We start from the raw sequence: 15,962 nt of genomic DNA on the forward strand, positions 1-15,962 counted from the left end.
AGGGGAGCGGTTATCCCGCTCCCCTTACTAAATTTAAGGAGTTGAAATGCCCATACGAGTTTCCAATGATATAGGTGCCACGATTACAGTCGGCACCCCAACTGCCGGGGCTTTCCCGGTCAGTGTTCAGCTTACCGGGCCAACTGGTAAAGACCTGCGGACAGCAAGAGTAGTCCAATATTATCTGGCCAAAGACTCTGCAGGAGATACCTTGTGTACTGATGGCACAGATACGAGTGACGTAACCATCGGCACAGATGGCACACTTATTGCAGAAACTGCAGCTGATGTTGCCGGCATAGTCAAGAGTGAGGCTGACGGCGACATTGATTTTGTCGTCACAGTTATCACTACCAAACAGGCTTATCTTGTTATCGTTCTTCCTGATGGGGAAACAGTTATGTCTGCTGTCATGGCTTACACCGCTTAACCCCGATAGGCTTTGGGGGCTGAGCCTTTTAATCAACCCCCATTTTTAAAGAGGTATCAAGGTTATGAGACTTCGCATATTAAAAGATTGCTATTCATTATTTGGCTTGCTTAGAGCAGGTCAGATTGCAGATATACCAGAGCCTGAAGCCACAGAATGGCAGAGGAGCGGCCTTGCCATGCAGGACAAGGCTTACGAACCAACTGAGAACAAAGCCGCTCAGATTAACACCGAGAACCCAAGACGCAGGGCTAGAAAGAAATAGATGTACGCCATAATTGTCGGCACCCAAACGAATAAAAAAGGGCAGGAATTCGTCCGGGTGGACTTTTACCTTGAGAAGGGCGAACCTCTGTATGATGGATACCATGTCCGTATGCCTGCCCGCGAACTGAACGAGAAGGAATTATCCAGCCTGACAAACAAAGACGGGGTAATCTCAAAAGCTGATTACGAGGCTTTCGTGGATAAGAACATTGGCTGGGAGATGAAAGATACCCCGTTTAACTGCCACATGTTCGCAAAGCCTGCCACCCTTGAAGACCTTGATGATGCGGTACAGGCACGTATCAAGCTTTTAAAGGCCAATTGTGCCGAGAATGCAAAGACCAGTACGGAGTTTAAGCCATCCCGAATACTCTGCCAGCTGACTGTCTGCTCTGCCAAATACTCCATGGGGTTAAAGGAGATACTGCCCGGCACAGAACTAATGGAGACTTGATATGGCTGTAATTGATATTGGGCCAGGGGCAATTAACCGGGGTGATAACTGGTCTTCAGGTTATACTCGTGTAGACTGTAACAACCCCGCTAATGACGACGGGATACTAGATACAGTAGAAGTGTGGGCAACTTCCCAAAGTTTGTCTGGATTCAAAATAGGTACTTTTTCAGGGTCAGGTACTAGTTATGATGACAGAGATTATGCGACAATCGGTTCAGTAACTGCGGGTTCAAAACAAACCTTTACAGGTCTATCTATAGATGTAGTTACTGGTGATTTCTTAGGCTGCTACTATAGTAGTGGCGTTATCGAACGCGATACATCTGGGTTTGATGGCGTATATAGCGGAAATTCCAGTGGTGACAGGTTTGGTTCGGGTTCTAGCACATATATCCTATGGGCAGGCGACGCTATCTCTATTTATGGCACTGGTGCAACTACCAGTAACACCTATGAATTATCCTGCACTGATGGGCTAAGCGTAGGAGACAACAATAAAGGGAACTTACTCTTAAGCCTATCTTTAGCGGATGGGCTTAAATCCGGTGAAAGTTTGGGCAATACCAGAGCTTCTTTCCCGATAATCTCAGACGGATTGTCTTTGGGCGAAAGCCTAGCCGCATATTTAAAACTTTCTCCAGCTCTTTCTGATGGAATTGCCTTAGGAGATGCCCAAGGAACTCAGCTAACAACTAATCCAGAAGTTAATGATGGGTTAAAACTAACTGATATCTTAAATACTCAGGCAATCCTGAACGCCTCTGCTCAGGACGGCATTTCTTTGGGGGATACACCGCAGGGGAATATCAGTATTTTCTTAAGTCTCATAGACGGGCAAACGCTTTCCGATACAGTAACAGCTGGCTTCTTAATTTCCTTACTCTTATCAGATGGCGTTTCATTAAGCGATACAACGGCAGCACAGGCTATCCATAACCCCGCCCTTGTAGATGGTTTAAATCTCTCTGGCTTGCCCTCAGGTACCGCCCTGTTAAGTTTGGCGGTAGCCGATGGAGTGACTACAGGAGACACACCAAGTACACAAGTGAGTTTTAAGGTAGCTCTGGCTGATGGACTGATTACTGGAGACAGCGGATTAAACTCACTTATTCTTAACCTGCAAGCTATAGACGGCATTTCCCTTAATGACACTACCCTTGCCAATCTGATTTACCAACTGCTGGTGCAGGCAGGGCTTAAGTTATCTGATACTCCATTAGCAAACGCCATATTAGAACTCTTGGCTCAGGATGGTTTATCCCTTTCGGATAGCACCTATTATTCCAGCGCAGCCATTTACAATATGCTGGTTTCTGACGGGCTAACGCTTTCCGATTCCCCCAGTACAACTTGCACGCTAAACCTGATAGTTCAGGAGAACATCTCACTCGGAGATACTGGCAGTATTATCTGCCAGTTTTTTGAATCAGTAACTGACGGCTTCAAGCTGGGTGATATCGCACTGAACTATACCAACGGACTTATTAAACTCACTGTCAACCTGTACGGCAGAAACGGAACGGGAACACTACCTGCCCGGACTATCACAGTAAACCTGCTTAACCGCAGTTCGGCAGCAGAATTAAAGCAAAGAGCGGTTAATCTGGGGCTGAAAGACCAATCCATAACCTTAAATACAAAAACTGAATAAATAAACAAAGGAAATGACCTTCAAAGACCAACTCACAAGTTGGTCTTTTGGTTTATAAAGGGAGGATTAAGTGGAAAATATTAAAGACGGATGCAAACTAAGCGGTAAGTTCATTACCGAGTGTTACCGCAAAGGCAAGCTCATCTGGAAGGAAGAAAGCCATAACATCGTAACCACCGAAGGGCGTAACCGCATACTTGATGTGATGTTCCATGGCACTACCCAGATATCCACCTGGTACTGTGGACTTGTGGAAACAGACACTTCCCCTGATGCAGGTATGACTTATGACGTACCAACATTTACCGAAAGTACCGCCTATGATGAAGCGGCTCGCCCTGCTTTTGTTGAAGCGGCCTCCAGCTCCGGCTCGGTTACCAACTCAGCAAATAAAGCTGTCTTCACCATTTCAGGTACAAAGACAATGTACGGAGCGGCACTGTTCAGCGTCAATACCAAAGGAGACCATACCGCTGGAGCAGACAATGTACTGTACTGTTATTCCAAATTTACCTCCGGGCGTTCTGTGGTAGACGATGATGTAATCAACCTGACCTACACAGTCACTGCTGCTGATGATGGTGCATAAGGGAGGCTGATTGATGGCTACCTTAACAATACCGAACAGTGATAAGGGTTATACCCTGCAATTTACTGTCCATGATTCTGCCGGTGCAGCAAAAAACCTGACCGGGTACACAGTCACTTTGAAAGTCTGGAGACCTGGCGCACCTGCGACCTTGCTTGTAACCGGCGCTTGTACAATAAGCGATGCTGAAAATGGGGTTGTTACTTACACTTTGACTGGAACAGATTTTGCTCTTACCGGCACTTATCATGCCGAGTTGGAACTGACAATGGTATCCAGCGAAGTAACAACTGTACGGGAAAGCACCGGCAATTTCAGCATTACTGTAGCGGAGAGTGGTTGATATGGTTGATTATTGCACCCTTGAAGAAGTTAAAAGAGAACTTAATATTTCAGGTGGCGAGTCAGACGATATACTCCAAGCATTAATAGGGCAAACTAAAGACCTCATAGATAAGTTTTGTAACCGAAGTTTTGATAGCGTTACCACTACAAAGTACTTCGACGGAACCGCCAGCCCATTATGTATTCCAGATTTGATTACGCTCACCAGTCTCAAACTGGACACAAACGGAGACGGAGTTTACGAGGCCACTTTAACCACAAGCGATTATATTCTTTACCCCCTTAACAGCACACCCAAGGAGTCCATTAGAATAAATCCTAATGGAAACTATTCCAGTTTTGCCTCTGGTATTCCAAGTGGAGTTTCTATCACAGGAACATGGGGTTATGCCTCTACTGTACCAGGGCCAATACACAGGGCCAGCATAATACAAGTACAACGCTGGTATAAACGTAAAGAGACCGCCTTCGCTGATGTAGTGGGAGTGCCAGAATTAGGCGAAGTGCATTACTACAAGGGGCTTGACCCAGACATACATTTGATAGTTCAAGCCTATCGCAAGCAGAGGTATTTTTAATGGCCATCAATGTCCATGTACTTGGTGCTGATGAAATTATTAAGGCACTCACTAACAAAGATATCTTATCTAATGTAAACAAAGAGCTGTCTAAACTAGCAATCAAAATGGCAAATCGAGCCAAGAAGGCAACTGTGGTAGATACAGGGCGCCTAAGAGCGTCAATCGCAACCCAGATATCAGACCTGTCAGCTGAAATAGGCACTAATGTTGAATATGCCCCTTTTGTTGAATTCGGCACGTCAAAGATGGAAGCCCGCCATTTAGAAGGTAGTTCTAAGGTGCTAGGTGAGGGTATGTTCACTTTCGCGGCCAATAATTCGCAAGAAGACATAGACAAATTCAGCGATGAGATGGGGAAAATCATGTCGGATAGGTGGCCAAAATGAGTGTAGAAATAATAGGGAATGGCCTCAAGACAAGGCTACAAACCATAACCGCTCTCAAGGCGGTTTTTTCTTGCTCCGAAATACCCCAGTCAGTTAATAGCTTCCCGACCGCCTTAATTTTCCACACCGGTACAGAATATGACCAAACGATGGGTGTTACCAATATGCAGCTACATCACTTCAAGGTAAAAATCTGTACCCAAACCGCAGACCAGTCAAGCGGGCTTAACGCTCTGCTGGACTTCGCGGAAAACACAGGCGATAACTCGGTTAAAGCAACCGTTGATGGTGACGTTACCCTTAGTGGTAAATGCGATACAGCAAGAGTCATAAGAAACTCTGGCCAAGGGACTTTTAGCATGGGTGGTCATGTTTATCTGGGGACAGAATTTGAAATTGAAGTATGGGAATAATAGGAGGACAAAATGCCAGTATTAAGTGGTAAAGCCGGAGAGGTAACTGTAGGAGGTACTACAGTAGCCGGCATTAAATCATGGCAATTGGATTACACGTCTGAAGTATTGGACAGTACGGATTTTGGAGATGCGGGTGTGCGGACATTTGCGGCCGGGTGTTCAAGTTGGGCAGGCAGTTTTGAAGGCTACAAAAAGGGTGCACCTTTAACCATTGGATCTGAAGTCGCTTTGGTTCTTAAAGAGAGCCAAACGGCAACTCAAAAATGGACAGGACAAGCAATTGTATCTGGTATCCACCCTGCAAATAGCATAGATGGGCTTACAGCCTATTCGTATGACTTTCAGGGGACAGGAGCTCTCACAGTACCCACGGCTTAAGGAGTTAAAAAATGAGTGTATTATCAGGTAAATTGGGCGGAGTTTATAGCTCTGCCTTATTAATTGAAGGTTGTGAGGCTGCATGGGACGAACTGATAGATGTCGATGTAACCGCTTCAGCTGACAGCACAGACTTCAAGGTGGGTACATATAGTGCCAAGTTTGTTTGTGCGGCAAGTCTGGGTGCCGGAGACATTATTGCAACCAATGACATCGTAAGTAAAGACCTCTCTGACTATAAAAAAATATATGCATGGGTAAAATCCAGCGTGGCATTAGATACTGGCGATATCCAATTTCTACTGGATGATACCGCTCAATGTGCTAGTGCTTTAAAAGCGCTAAATCTCCCGGCTTTAAGTGCTAATACATGGACACGTGTTTTGCTGGACTTAGGAGACGCCAGTGGCTTAACTGCAGTCATTTCGGTTGGGATAAAACAGGTAGTAGATAAAGGGGCTTTTAACCTCTGGATAGACGACATAGAAGCTCTAAAGGCTATCGCTGGCATTAAGTCGTGGCAGTTGGACTATACAGTAGATATCTTGGATAGTACATCCTTTATAGATGCCGGAGCTAGAACATTCTCACCTGGCAACTCTCAATGGGGTGGCTCATTTGAAGGCTACAAGTATGGTATTCCACTTGGTATTGGCACAAATGTGATATTAGCACTCGCAGAGGGTATTATCACCGGGCAGGCGTGGATGGGAAACGCATATATAAGCGGTGCGCATGTGGCCTCAAGCCTTGACGCTCTTGTGACTTACTCGTATGACTTTCAGGGGACAGGAAGTGTTGAGGTTGCGTCCTTGTAATGCGTAACCTAGACGAGACAATTGTTTATCTAATGAGAGTCTACAAGTGGCCGCTGGAATATACACGCAATTTGGTACGTACCATGCCTGTCAAAGACTTAAACACACTTATATTTGAGACCGATTATCAGGAACGTATGGCTACTTATCAACAGTCATACAATTTTGCCTTAATCCTCTCCGTAATATGCAGTTCAGAAAAACGTAAATACAAACCCTCAGACTTTATTGGCAAACAACCTGAAAGGAAGATAAATGTCTCTAAACCAAGATCCCAAACTGAAGCAGATACAATTGGGAGAAACCCTTTTTACACTCTCCCCACTGAACCTGAATGTGCTTGAAGATATAGAATGCGAATTTGGTTCTACCGGTGATATGGTAACAGCCTTGCAAGACAAACCTGTATCCACACTCAAGAAAATCCTCTGGATATTGATTAAGGATAACCATCCGGATATGACTCCAGATAGCATTGGGCGAATGGTGGAATATCAAGACATAGAACGGCTCAATGAGTCCATTGCTGAAGTCCTGAAGTGAGGTAATTATGGCTAAGTCTATTGCCGATTTGGTTATTAAAATAGGTGCAGATACCAAGGATATGGAAGCCGGTATTTCTTCTGCCCAAGTTAAACTACAGAAACTATCTGAAGGTGCAAAAAAAACTGGCATAGGACTGATGGCTGTTGGAACTGCGGTAACTGGCCTAGGTGTAGCTGCGGTTAAATCCTACGCCGAAACTGGTGATGCACTTTCAAAAATGGCTACCAGAACAGGCATCAGTGCACAGGCATTATCAGAGTTGAAATATGCAGCTCAGATGTCCGGGAGCAGTATTGAAGACCTTGAAACTAGTGTTAAGCGTATGCAGATGTTCATGGCAGACGCAGCTGAAGGTTCAACACTCGCTACCGAAACACTGGATAAATTAGGATTAAAACTAACAGACCTCCAAGGATTAAACCAAGAAGACCAGTTTTTAAAATTGTCTTATGCCTTGGCAGATGTGGATGACGCGGGCCAGAGAGCCGCACTGGCCTTTGATTTATTTGGTAAAAGCGGAACTGACTTGCTCCCTATGTTTGCTGATGGCTCAGCTGCTCTAGCATTATTGCGACAAGAGGCAAACGACCTCGGAGTTACAATGGATGATGTCAGTGCCAACAGGGCAGCCGAACTCGGTGATTCAATTGAAAAATTAAAAACTACCTTTGACGGCATGAAAGTTCAGATAGGAGAAGCACTCGCCCCAGCAGTGATCAATTTAGCAAACAGTTTTACCGAAAAACTAAAACCAGCTATCGCATGGTTATCAGAACACCCTGAAGCCACAGAAGCATTTATTAAATTTGGGCTTGCATTTGTGGGTGTTGGCGGTCTCCTGTTGATAATCCCCCGGATTGTTCAAGCTTTTAGAGCTATCAAAATAGCCATCATGGAAGTAAGCGCCGCCTTAATATTCCTTCAGACTTTGACAGGAGTTGGTCTTGTAAAGGCTTTAGTTGGAGTTGCAGCGGCAGGTGCGATTATTTTTGGCATGAATAAGGTCGTAGAGGCTAACACAGAAGATATACCGGGATTTGCAGACGGGGGTATTGTAACTAAACCCACACTGGCGATGGTTGGAGAGGCAGGTCCCGAAGCGATAACCCCTCTCGGACAAGGATTTGGTAATACGGTAAATGTTACTGTTCAGGGTTCGGTCATAGCAGAACATGACCTTGCTCAAAGTATTCGCTCTGCCCTGCTACAAGATAAATCCCGTAATGCCAATTTAGGGCTGGCTTAATATGATATTACCTACTATTCAAGTAAGAATTGCTTTTGAGAGTGCACCTTTTGCCGAAGTGCCTATTTGGACAGATGTTACTACTGACGCTATCTCTTTCTCTACCCGGAGAGGCAGACAGAAACAACTAGACCGCATTGAGTGCGGCGTAGCTACTGTTATACTTAACAATTCAAGCGGTAATTACTGGCCCAATAATACCGGCGGGGTTTACTATCCCAATATCCAACCTTGGAAGCGTATAAACATCCGGGCTACTTATAACGGCACAACTTATGACGTTTTTACAGGCTTTATTGAGGCATGGAGACCAACTTGGGCAGGCACAGGTGGCATGGGGCCTATGGTGCAGTTGACCTGTGCTGACCTTCAAAAGTCAATTTCTCTCTGTAATCTCAATGATATTACCGGGTATTCTGAAGAAAAGAGCGGGGCTAGAATAGATAATGTTTTGGATGATATCGGCTGGCCAAATTTGGCAACAGATGATTATTGGAAGTTAGGCACATCAACTCTAGACATTGATACTCTACTTGCTTATCGTGATAGATTTACCGATACAGGCCAATCATCCATTCAGGCAAGTGGTGCGCTGGGAAATGTCAACGCAATGGAACATATCTACTCGGTTATTCAGACAGAGATGGGCATCTTCTATATCGGTACAGACGGAAACCCCAAGTTTCAAGATAGGTACGCAAGGCTAAAAGAACCATATCTGACCAGCCAAGCTACGTTTGGAGATGATAACGGAGAAAACCACTACCACGTATTAGACCCTGTGTATGATGACTCCGATATTTTTAACGATATCCGGTTAACTCGTACAGGTGGCAGTGAGCAAGTGTCATCTGATGTTACCAGCCAGTCTGATTATGGAATACGCACTTTGTCAAGAAACAACCTGCTTATGACTACTGACGATGAGGCACTTGACCAGGCGAATTATCTGAAGGGTAAATACGCAAATCCCAATCTTAGTTTTAAACGCATGGATATTTGTCCCATGCGAGACCCTGATAATTTATTCCCGAAGGTGCTTTCATACGATATTTCTACACGCATAACACTCCGGCTTAATCAAGCATCCATTGACCAAGATTATCACATTGAAGGTATTAATCATCAGTACGCTACCAATAAGGCGGCATGGGTAACACAGTGGCAATTATTTGACGCCGATACCCAGTCATATTGGGTACTTAATGCAACCAAACTAGGCGAAACCTCAAGATTAGCATATTAAGGAGATTTGAAAATGAGTTGGACAGAACCACGCACTTGGGTAACAGGTGAGATAGTAACCGCTGCACAGCTGAATGAACAAGTTAGGGATAATATAGATTTTGTCCATGACGCATTACCCAGCAATACCCAGACAGTTACCAGTAATGTCTTGGGTACTGTATATCAAAACACCACATCGGCAATGAAGTTCGTGACTGTTACTATAGGCCATATATTAGCTGGTGCTGGACAATCAGCTAGAAACGTAGCATACGTTAAAAGCACCAGTTCACCTGATACAGAGGTCGCAGAAATTTATTCGGAGTATGGCTCTGCGATAACCAGTTATAGGTTAAGTATGACTTTCTGCGTGCCGGCCGGTTATTACTACAAGGTAACAGACGAGGATAGCGGAGGCGGTACGTCTACTCTCTTGAAATGGACAGAGTGGTAATGAAATGAACTTCCGAAATTTCTTAACGATATTCTTCTTGATTTTCTTTTTGGTCTGGTGCAGTGCCGTTGTTTATTGGGCTACTAACTACGGGTTGGATACAATGGAAGCCCTGGGTATCGGAGCATCAATCGGTTATTTTCTCAAGATGATTGGCGATGCATGGCAGTTTTACTTCCGTAAGAAGCCTTCAGCCGATACTACAAACGTAATCAAGTAACCTCTCAAAGCTATTAACCTCTACAATCAAAATCTAGCCACTTTATAAGGCGGTGCGTATGTTTCCTTATGCTGATACTCCAAGAATAGGCAGTCTTGTTATCTGGGGGAAGTCAGGGCGGTTGGCGTGGATACTTGCATGGGCTATCCGCCTCTTTGACCCAGACCCTTGGATAAGGGAAAACTATAAAACATGGTGGGATTCATGGCATACCTCTCAAATAGTTGACCAAACTGACAAAGACGGCTGGATACTTGACGAGGCTGCCGGCTCAGGTGATAGGCGCATACCGCTGAAAGACCTTAAAGGGCCGTACATAGTTATCAACTGGCTGCCGGATAATATCACTGCTGAAGAATGCCAGAATTTTATAAACGAGTTTCAGGGCTTCAGGTATGATGCACTGGCTTATCTCTGGGTAGCCCTTAACCGCTTAAGCCGGAATATCTTTCCTCGGATAGCTGATAACAGGCATATGTGCTGGGAGCGGACAGCTGACTTCTGTAATTTCATGGGACACCCTATTTGCCATGTATACGAAATGGCTTATATGCCGTTGATGATAGAACGCTATGCGATGAGGTGTGGCCATGACTAAAGAAGAACAAAAGCAGATAAATGACCTGGCGGTGGTAGTTGCCCGGATTGATGAACGCACAATAAACATTGAGAAAACTCTGGTAAACATGAACAAGGCAATTGATAAGGCCCAGAATAGAGCAGACGAGGCCTGTTATAAAGCTAACAAGGCTCAAACTCAGTTATCTACCCTTAAGTGGGTGGGCGGTTTTATAGCCGCTCTGCTGGGGGCTTTAGGAGGCTGGCTTGGCAGGGGGTAAGATGAAACAGATTGTTATGACCGCCGAGGAAGTCTTTAGCATCCTGAATAAACTCCATGTAAAAACCATTATGATTGACGATGAACTCCTATATTATCTCGCTGAGGAAGACTGGTTGCCTATACTTAAAGAGGCATCAGCAAATCTCCCCCCGTATCAACCAGACCGCTTTGACTGTGATAACTTTGCGATAGCTGTAATTGCCCACATATCTGAAAAGTACCAGCTGAACAGTTGCGGTATGGCCAGAGGAGAAAGTCCGGGTGGTTATCACGCATGGAACATTATACTGACCGAGCATGGCCCGAAATTCTTTGAGCCTCAGACAGGTAAACTATTTGAATTCAACGAGGGCGGATATTCCGCTGACTTCGTTTACTTCGGGTAATTAACCAATATCGAATTTAAAATTAGGTGGCGGAGAAAATCGCTTTAAATCGAATGCCATTGCTCTTATCTTATTATCTTTGTCTTTATCAGTCATAAGTTCAAATCCATTTTTCTCATAAAATCCCACCACATGGGAATAAGCATCTACAGTAATCCACCTACAGCCTGTCCTATTATCGGTCATAAATAAAGCCTTCACCATATTAAGCAAATGAGTTCCTACGCCATGTTGTTGGAATGGTTGATTGACACCAAATCGTGTCAACTTTACCGCTGGCAAAGAAGGATATTTCTTAACATCTGCATTAGTTATAAAACTTCTGTAATCTTTAAAACTAATTGAATCATTACAGAAATCTAATAATGCGACTGGTACTCCTAATTGAGTAGAAGATTGAAGGCAATAAGACTGAGCAATCAGTTGTTCTTTATGGGGTATTGACTCATTGTGGAAATAGTCATTTAAGTCATCATCACCACAATCAAACGAAGAGCAAATCGAATGGTCTTTTATTTTTTGAAGCAGCCATATACCGCTTTTACAGCTATTTCTTTGAAGAAGCATATTCTTTGACAAGTTTAGCCACTTGGTCAAGCTTTGGAGTAGGTATTATACTTACTGGTTTATTCTCATTCTCGTGCATTCTAGTAAGAAAACTAGCAGCTTCTTTACCACGCAATACTGGAGTAGGAGAAATTGGTAATGCCATATTTAGTGTCCTCCTCTCATGAAGGGTTAACTATACTATACTCTTGTCAATACCCTTGTCAACATTATACATGGTTATATAACATATATATACATTATACCGAGTCAAAAACCTGCATATCAGCACTGGTACAGCAAAGCCCCCATAACGGGGGCTACTTTTTGCATGCCCGGCGAATATACACTCCATCCGGTATCTTAACTGAGACTGTGAATGATAGTCTGTTGGCTACTACGCCCTGGGGTCGCCATTGAGCTTCTTTTTACCTTCAGTTACCAGAGTATACCACATTGCCGGTTTGTCATTTTCCCGTAGTGTTTTATTCATCTCCTGCCACCCTAATTCTAACGGATATATCTTAAAACTATCAGTTTCATCATATTTTTAAAGAATATTTTTAATAATGTGCATTTCGATATATATGCGTTCTCAAATAATAAATTTTCCGCAAGCCTTTCTTATAATGCAATGATAGGCTAAAATATTTCCAGAGTACTCTTAAGGAGCTACCAATGGAAAAAGAGAAATTTGAAATCGTAATTACCAGCCCTAATGCCAAAGAAGTAAAAACCATAACTATGGAAGGCACACTAGATGAGGCCAAGGCTAAAACAGACCAAATTGCCAGAGAACATATCGGCAGTATTGTCTCTGCTTTTACCACTAACGGCTTCAAGTCGGTTTACCAGAAACACTACCTATCTGCTATCAAATGCCCCAAATGCGGGGAGATTATCCCCATAGAACACCTGTAATTATAAAAATATTTTCAAAAGAAAAAAGCTGCCTCTAGCTTAGCTGAAGGCAGCTTTTTGTTTCCCAGTTTGCAGTTATACCTGTGGCAAATAGGCTATCGCCTCTATTTCCACCATTATTTCAGGAAAAACCATACCGGCAATCACAGTAGACCGGGCAGGTTTAGTGCCGCTGAAAAAGACCGTATAAACACTATTCATTTTGGCAAAGTCTTCCTGATTTTTTAAAAATACGGTTGTCTTTACCACATCATCAAAAGAAGCTCCAGCTGTTTTAAGCAGTTCCGCCATTTTTTCCAGACATCGCTTAGTCTGAGTCTCAACACTAGCTAAAGGTTTGCCGTCCGCATCAATATGGCCTATCTGACCCGAAATATACAGGTAATCACCTGCTTTTACCGCCAATGAATAAGGCCCTTGTGCTCCGGGTGCTGAAAAATACTTTTTGCTCATTTCCCATTCTTTCTTCTTTATTTTTTTCAAATTAGCCACCGTTCAGAGCAGCGTTTTAAAGCGTTGCTATAGCGGATTTTTAATTGTAGAATAACTTGTCTGAAATTACCAAATCATATGAGGTGTAAAAATGACCGATGAAACCGGCAAATCAGCCAAAGAATCCGCTGAAGAATATTTAAAAGTTACCCGTATAGCTCTTAAACAAGCTGAAGACCAAGCCAGAGCAGCAAAAAAAGCAGCTGAATCTGCGGCCAAAGACTCTCAAACAGCCATAGACAAAGCTGATGCTGCGGCCAAACAATATCAGGAAAATATGGAGAAATATACGGCACTGTACGCCCAAAAAGCCGAGGAAGCCAGCCGGCGTTCAGAGGAAATGATTGCCAAATATACAGACCTGTTTGAAAAAGCCATAAAACGGGCTGACGATACCAGCCGCTGGGCAAAAGATAACTGTGAAGAAGCAATACGCCAGACCAAAGAAGCTATGCTGCGCATAGAGGATGCCACCCGTTCAGCCAAGCAGTCTGCTTTGGACAGCATCCGCACCGCCAAAGAAATGAGCGAAGAATGTATACGTGCCTCCCGTGATGCTGTTTCCCAGTCTGATGAAACTATAGACATGCTGAAAAAGACGGCTGATGTATCCGTAAGGGCTTCCGAATCTGCTCTGTTAAAGATGCAGGAAAACGGCGCCCGCATACGCGAGAATGTAGATACCAATGTAAAAAATTCAACTAAAGCCATTGCTGAAATGAATCAGCTCAGCCATAATTCTTCAGCAGAAATTTCAGAGCTGATAACCAGGCTTCAAAATGAAATCCGCAAAGCCGAAGCTATGAATGCCCAAATGAAGCATCTGGTAGATTCTTCTAATGCTCATCTGAAAGAAACTGTAGCCAGAGTTGAAGAGGTCCAGCAAAATACTGTACAGGCAGTAAAGCAGATACAGGAAACATCCCGCAAGGCTGCGGATGATGCTAAGACAGCCTCTAACAAAGCTGTTGAGGCTAGCCGCAAAGCAGCACAAGAAGTATCCCAGACTTGGGTCGGGGTATTTAAAGAATTTATCGGCAGTGTGGATACTTCAAAACAGGTTATAGCCGCCATTACCAAGCAGACAGCCGAAAAACTAGATGCTGTGGCCAGCGAACCGTCTGTTACCCGCCCGGCAATCTCACCCCGCCCTGCCCACCAGCCGCAAGCTGTAACACCTGAAACCGCAAAGGCAGATGCTACTACTGATGAGGTTAATGAACAAGCCGAATCCACATCAGAGGAAAATCCCTATTACTCTGAACCGGAAGAAAAGGATAACAAGGTAGACTTACCTGCCAAAGAGGTAAATGAAGCAACCCAGAACCGTTTGGAATATCTGGCAAAAATGTATGCCGCCAACAAGGCCCGCCGCCAGAATGACCCCGGTGCCAAAGACACCGAAGATGACGATTAATTTAACCGCATGAAATAGGTTTATATACAAAGAGCCGTACTTTAAAGTACGGCTCTTTTATTGCAAATACAGATTCAGACAACAATCCCTGTCAGTCCAGCAGGGAGGGTATACTCCCGAAAGCGTCTTCCACGTTGAACCCCTCGGACAGACGCTTGTCCAGAGAAATAAAGCGAATGGTTCGGTCAAAATAATCCATAACCTTTTTGGGGCTGGAAATCTCGGACATAATAACAGTCACACCCATATTGTCTCCCCGCGGGTAATCGCCGCTGCGGATAATAGCATGCTTGGCATTGTCCCTTAGAGTGGCTGAAAGCTCCTTGATAATATCTATACTCATCTTGTTGGGGTTAGCAGACAGCAGGTATAAAGCCCGTCTGGCATCTTCGGGGCGGCATTTCAAAGAAAGCTCGGCAATAGCGTCTTCCATAGCCTGAGCCCCCTTTTGGGTTTCGGCATGTTTGCCTCTGAAATCCAGTTTGAACGGCAGGAAAGAGCTGGCAATCTTGCTATGACCGATAACCGTCCAGCCGGATAATGTTTGGATAATATCACCCGCATCCAGCACCTTTGAGCCTATATAACGGGGGGTAGTCTCTTCACCGGCGGAAAGTATATTGTAAAAAGGTTCTACAAAACGGTAGTTAATCTTGTTGAAATTATCACTTATCGAGGAGGCATCACGCACATAACGCTGGTTATCCGCCAGTATTACAGCATCCGCCACCCCGTAAGCAGACTTCAGGCAAGTCCCCACATTATAAATAGTCCGCTCTTCAGTGACTTCTTCATAGTTAAAGGGTAAAACAATCATATTGTAGACCGGTTTGTCTACAAACCGCTCTTTTATCATCTTGGTCAGCACCGCAATCGCCCCTGAGCCGGTACCACCGGATGCCCCTGCTATCAGCAAAAAGGCATCGGTATCCTGAAGCAGGCGGGTTTCGCGGATACTGTCCAGTATTTTATCCCCGTCCTCACGCGCCAGCTGGGCTCCCAGCTCATTCAGTTTACCCACGCCATGCCCGCTGGTTTTGCGGCTGCCTATAAGAATACGGTGTTTATAATCAGGCTTAACGTGTACCAGACCGGACAGGTCTGCAATATCGGTATTTACCGCTAAAACATTTGACACTATGCTGATGCCGCGCTGACGCTTTGCATTTTTTCCTAACAGGGCAAACTGGTCCGCAATACGTCCGCCGCACTGGCCGCAGCCTATGACCATTAATTTCACTTTTTCACCCGCTTCTCAGCAAAAAATCCGAAAACCTTTAAAAGTTTAACTGCTAAGGTAGCAATAGTCAATCAGAAGCTTGCCGGTTTAATACAAGATAACCTGTTT

25 protein-coding genes are annotated in these 15,962 nt (G+C 44.3%); 21 read left to right on the forward strand and 4 right to left on the reverse strand.

The features are described 5' to 3' along the window. The first annotated feature begins 46 nt into the window (after positions 1-46). The 19 genes from ASJ33_RS05690 (at position 47) to ASJ33_RS05780 (ending at position 11,238) form a co-directional block, all read left to right on the forward strand. Entirely contained in the window at positions 47-430 is a 384-nt protein-coding gene (locus tag ASJ33_RS05690) for a hypothetical protein (protein WP_072555774.1), read from the forward strand. A 64-nt stretch (positions 431-494) separates the two neighbouring features. Further along, positions 495-695: a hypothetical protein gene (locus tag ASJ33_RS05695; RefSeq protein WP_072555776.1), complete on the forward strand. Its 201-nt coding sequence runs from the start codon at positions 495-497 to the stop codon at positions 693-695. After that, the gene (locus ASJ33_RS05700; RefSeq protein ID WP_072555778.1) at positions 696-1,151 is read left to right on the forward strand and encodes a hypothetical protein; all 456 of its coding nucleotides are present in this window, start codon (positions 696-698) and stop codon (positions 1,149-1,151) included. Between the two features lies 1 nt (position 1,152). After that, complete coding sequence (locus ASJ33_RS05705; RefSeq protein ID WP_072555780.1) at positions 1,153-2,805, forward strand: hypothetical protein; 1,653 nt, start codon at positions 1,153-1,155, stop codon at positions 2,803-2,805. A gap of 70 nt (positions 2,806-2,875) precedes the next feature. After that, positions 2,876-3,394, forward strand: a complete 519-nt coding sequence (locus ASJ33_RS05710) for a hypothetical protein (RefSeq protein ID WP_041331055.1) — start codon at positions 2,876-2,878, stop codon at positions 3,392-3,394. Between the two features lie 13 nt (positions 3,395-3,407). Next, positions 3,408-3,737, forward strand: coding sequence for a BppU family phage baseplate upper protein (locus tag ASJ33_RS05715; RefSeq protein WP_041331057.1), 330 nt, complete (start codon positions 3,408-3,410; stop codon positions 3,735-3,737). 1 nt (position 3,738) lies between these two features. Then, entirely contained in the window at positions 3,739-4,317 is a 579-nt protein-coding gene (locus ASJ33_RS05720) for a head-tail connector protein (RefSeq protein ID WP_041331058.1), read from the forward strand. 107 nt (positions 4,318-4,424) lie between these two features. Beyond that, positions 4,425-4,706, forward strand: a complete 282-nt coding sequence (locus tag ASJ33_RS05725) for an HK97 gp10 family phage protein (protein ID WP_236886645.1) — start codon at positions 4,425-4,427, stop codon at positions 4,704-4,706. Beyond that, positions 4,703-5,119 carry a hypothetical protein gene (locus ASJ33_RS05730; protein WP_041331059.1) on the forward strand — a complete coding sequence of 139 codons (417 nt, stop codon included), beginning with the start codon at positions 4,703-4,705 and terminating at the stop codon, positions 5,117-5,119. Before ASJ33_RS05725 ends, ASJ33_RS05730 begins: the two co-directional genes overlap by 4 nt. A gap of 12 nt (positions 5,120-5,131) precedes the next feature. After that, on the forward strand, positions 5,132-5,500 hold the full coding sequence (locus tag ASJ33_RS05735) for a hypothetical protein (protein ID WP_041331060.1): 369 nt from the start codon (positions 5,132-5,134) through the stop codon (positions 5,498-5,500). Between the two features lie 11 nt (positions 5,501-5,511). Next, positions 5,512-6,318: a hypothetical protein gene (locus ASJ33_RS05740; RefSeq protein WP_041331062.1), complete on the forward strand. Its 807-nt coding sequence runs from the start codon at positions 5,512-5,514 to the stop codon at positions 6,316-6,318. Positions 6,319-6,573: 255 nt separating this feature from the next. Then, positions 6,574-6,861 carry a hypothetical protein gene (locus tag ASJ33_RS05745; protein WP_041331064.1) on the forward strand — a complete coding sequence of 96 codons (288 nt, stop codon included), beginning with the start codon at positions 6,574-6,576 and terminating at the stop codon, positions 6,859-6,861. A gap of 7 nt (positions 6,862-6,868) precedes the next feature. After that, entirely contained in the window at positions 6,869-8,110 is a 1,242-nt protein-coding gene (locus ASJ33_RS05750) for a phage tail tape measure protein (protein ID WP_041331065.1), read from the forward strand. Between the two features lies 1 nt (position 8,111). Then, positions 8,112-9,356 carry a hypothetical protein gene (locus tag ASJ33_RS05755; protein WP_041331066.1) on the forward strand — a complete coding sequence of 415 codons (1,245 nt, stop codon included), beginning with the start codon at positions 8,112-8,114 and terminating at the stop codon, positions 9,354-9,356. Between the two features lie 12 nt (positions 9,357-9,368). Further along, complete coding sequence (locus ASJ33_RS05760) at positions 9,369-9,791, forward strand: hypothetical protein (protein WP_041331068.1); 423 nt, start codon at positions 9,369-9,371, stop codon at positions 9,789-9,791. A gap of 37 nt (positions 9,792-9,828) precedes the next feature. After that, a complete protein-coding gene (locus ASJ33_RS05765; RefSeq protein WP_148311294.1) occupies positions 9,829-10,011 on the forward strand; it encodes a hypothetical protein in 183 nt (60 codons plus the stop codon). Positions 10,012-10,069: 58 nt separating this feature from the next. After that, positions 10,070-10,609, forward strand: coding sequence for a hypothetical protein (locus ASJ33_RS05770; RefSeq protein WP_041331071.1), 540 nt, complete (start codon positions 10,070-10,072; stop codon positions 10,607-10,609). Next, positions 10,602-10,850, forward strand: a complete 249-nt coding sequence (locus ASJ33_RS05775) for a hypothetical protein (RefSeq protein ID WP_041331073.1) — start codon at positions 10,602-10,604, stop codon at positions 10,848-10,850. The genes ASJ33_RS05770 and ASJ33_RS05775 overlap by 8 nt, the downstream gene beginning before the upstream one ends. A 1-nt stretch (position 10,851) precedes the next feature. After that, positions 10,852-11,238 (forward strand): hypothetical protein, encoded by a 387-nt coding sequence (locus tag ASJ33_RS05780; RefSeq protein ID WP_041331075.1) that lies wholly within the window; start codon positions 10,852-10,854, stop codon positions 11,236-11,238. On the opposite strand, the gene ASJ33_RS05785 is transcribed toward ASJ33_RS05780, so the two are convergent. Continuing rightward, positions 11,239-11,817 carry a GNAT family N-acetyltransferase gene (locus tag ASJ33_RS05785; RefSeq protein WP_148311295.1) on the reverse strand — a complete coding sequence of 193 codons (579 nt, stop codon included), beginning with the start codon at positions 11,815-11,817 and terminating at the stop codon, positions 11,239-11,241. Further along, positions 11,786-11,950, reverse strand: a complete 165-nt coding sequence (locus tag ASJ33_RS08435) for a hypothetical protein (protein WP_155760399.1) — start codon at positions 11,948-11,950, stop codon at positions 11,786-11,788. Before ASJ33_RS08435 ends, ASJ33_RS05785 begins: the two co-directional genes overlap by 32 nt. A 512-nt stretch (positions 11,951-12,462) precedes the next feature. Between ASJ33_RS08435 and ASJ33_RS05790 the strand changes: the two genes are divergently transcribed. After that, positions 12,463-12,705, forward strand: a complete 243-nt coding sequence (locus ASJ33_RS05790; RefSeq protein WP_012882189.1) for a hypothetical protein — start codon at positions 12,463-12,465, stop codon at positions 12,703-12,705. A 75-nt stretch (positions 12,706-12,780) separates the two neighbouring features. Here ASJ33_RS05790 and ASJ33_RS05795 read toward each other — a convergent pair whose 3' ends face one another. Further along, on the reverse strand, positions 12,781-13,158 hold the full coding sequence (locus tag ASJ33_RS05795) for a RidA family protein (RefSeq protein ID WP_041331774.1): 378 nt from the start codon (positions 13,156-13,158) through the stop codon (positions 12,781-12,783). Between the two features lie 130 nt (positions 13,159-13,288). On the opposite strand from ASJ33_RS05795, the gene ASJ33_RS05800 reads away from it, so the two are divergent. Then, positions 13,289-14,614, forward strand: a complete 1,326-nt coding sequence (locus ASJ33_RS05800) for a hypothetical protein (protein ID WP_041331077.1) — start codon at positions 13,289-13,291, stop codon at positions 14,612-14,614. A 91-nt stretch (positions 14,615-14,705) separates the two neighbouring features. Here ASJ33_RS05800 and ASJ33_RS05805 read toward each other — a convergent pair whose 3' ends face one another. Further along, positions 14,706-15,845, reverse strand: a complete 1,140-nt coding sequence (locus tag ASJ33_RS05805) for a tubulin/FtsZ family protein (protein WP_041331079.1) — start codon at positions 15,843-15,845, stop codon at positions 14,706-14,708. Positions 15,846-15,962 lie beyond the last annotated feature (117 nt).

The organism is Dehalococcoides mccartyi, assembly GCF_001889305.1.
GTDB lineage: Bacteria > Chloroflexota > Dehalococcoidia > Dehalococcoidales > Dehalococcoidaceae > Dehalococcoides > Dehalococcoides mccartyi_A.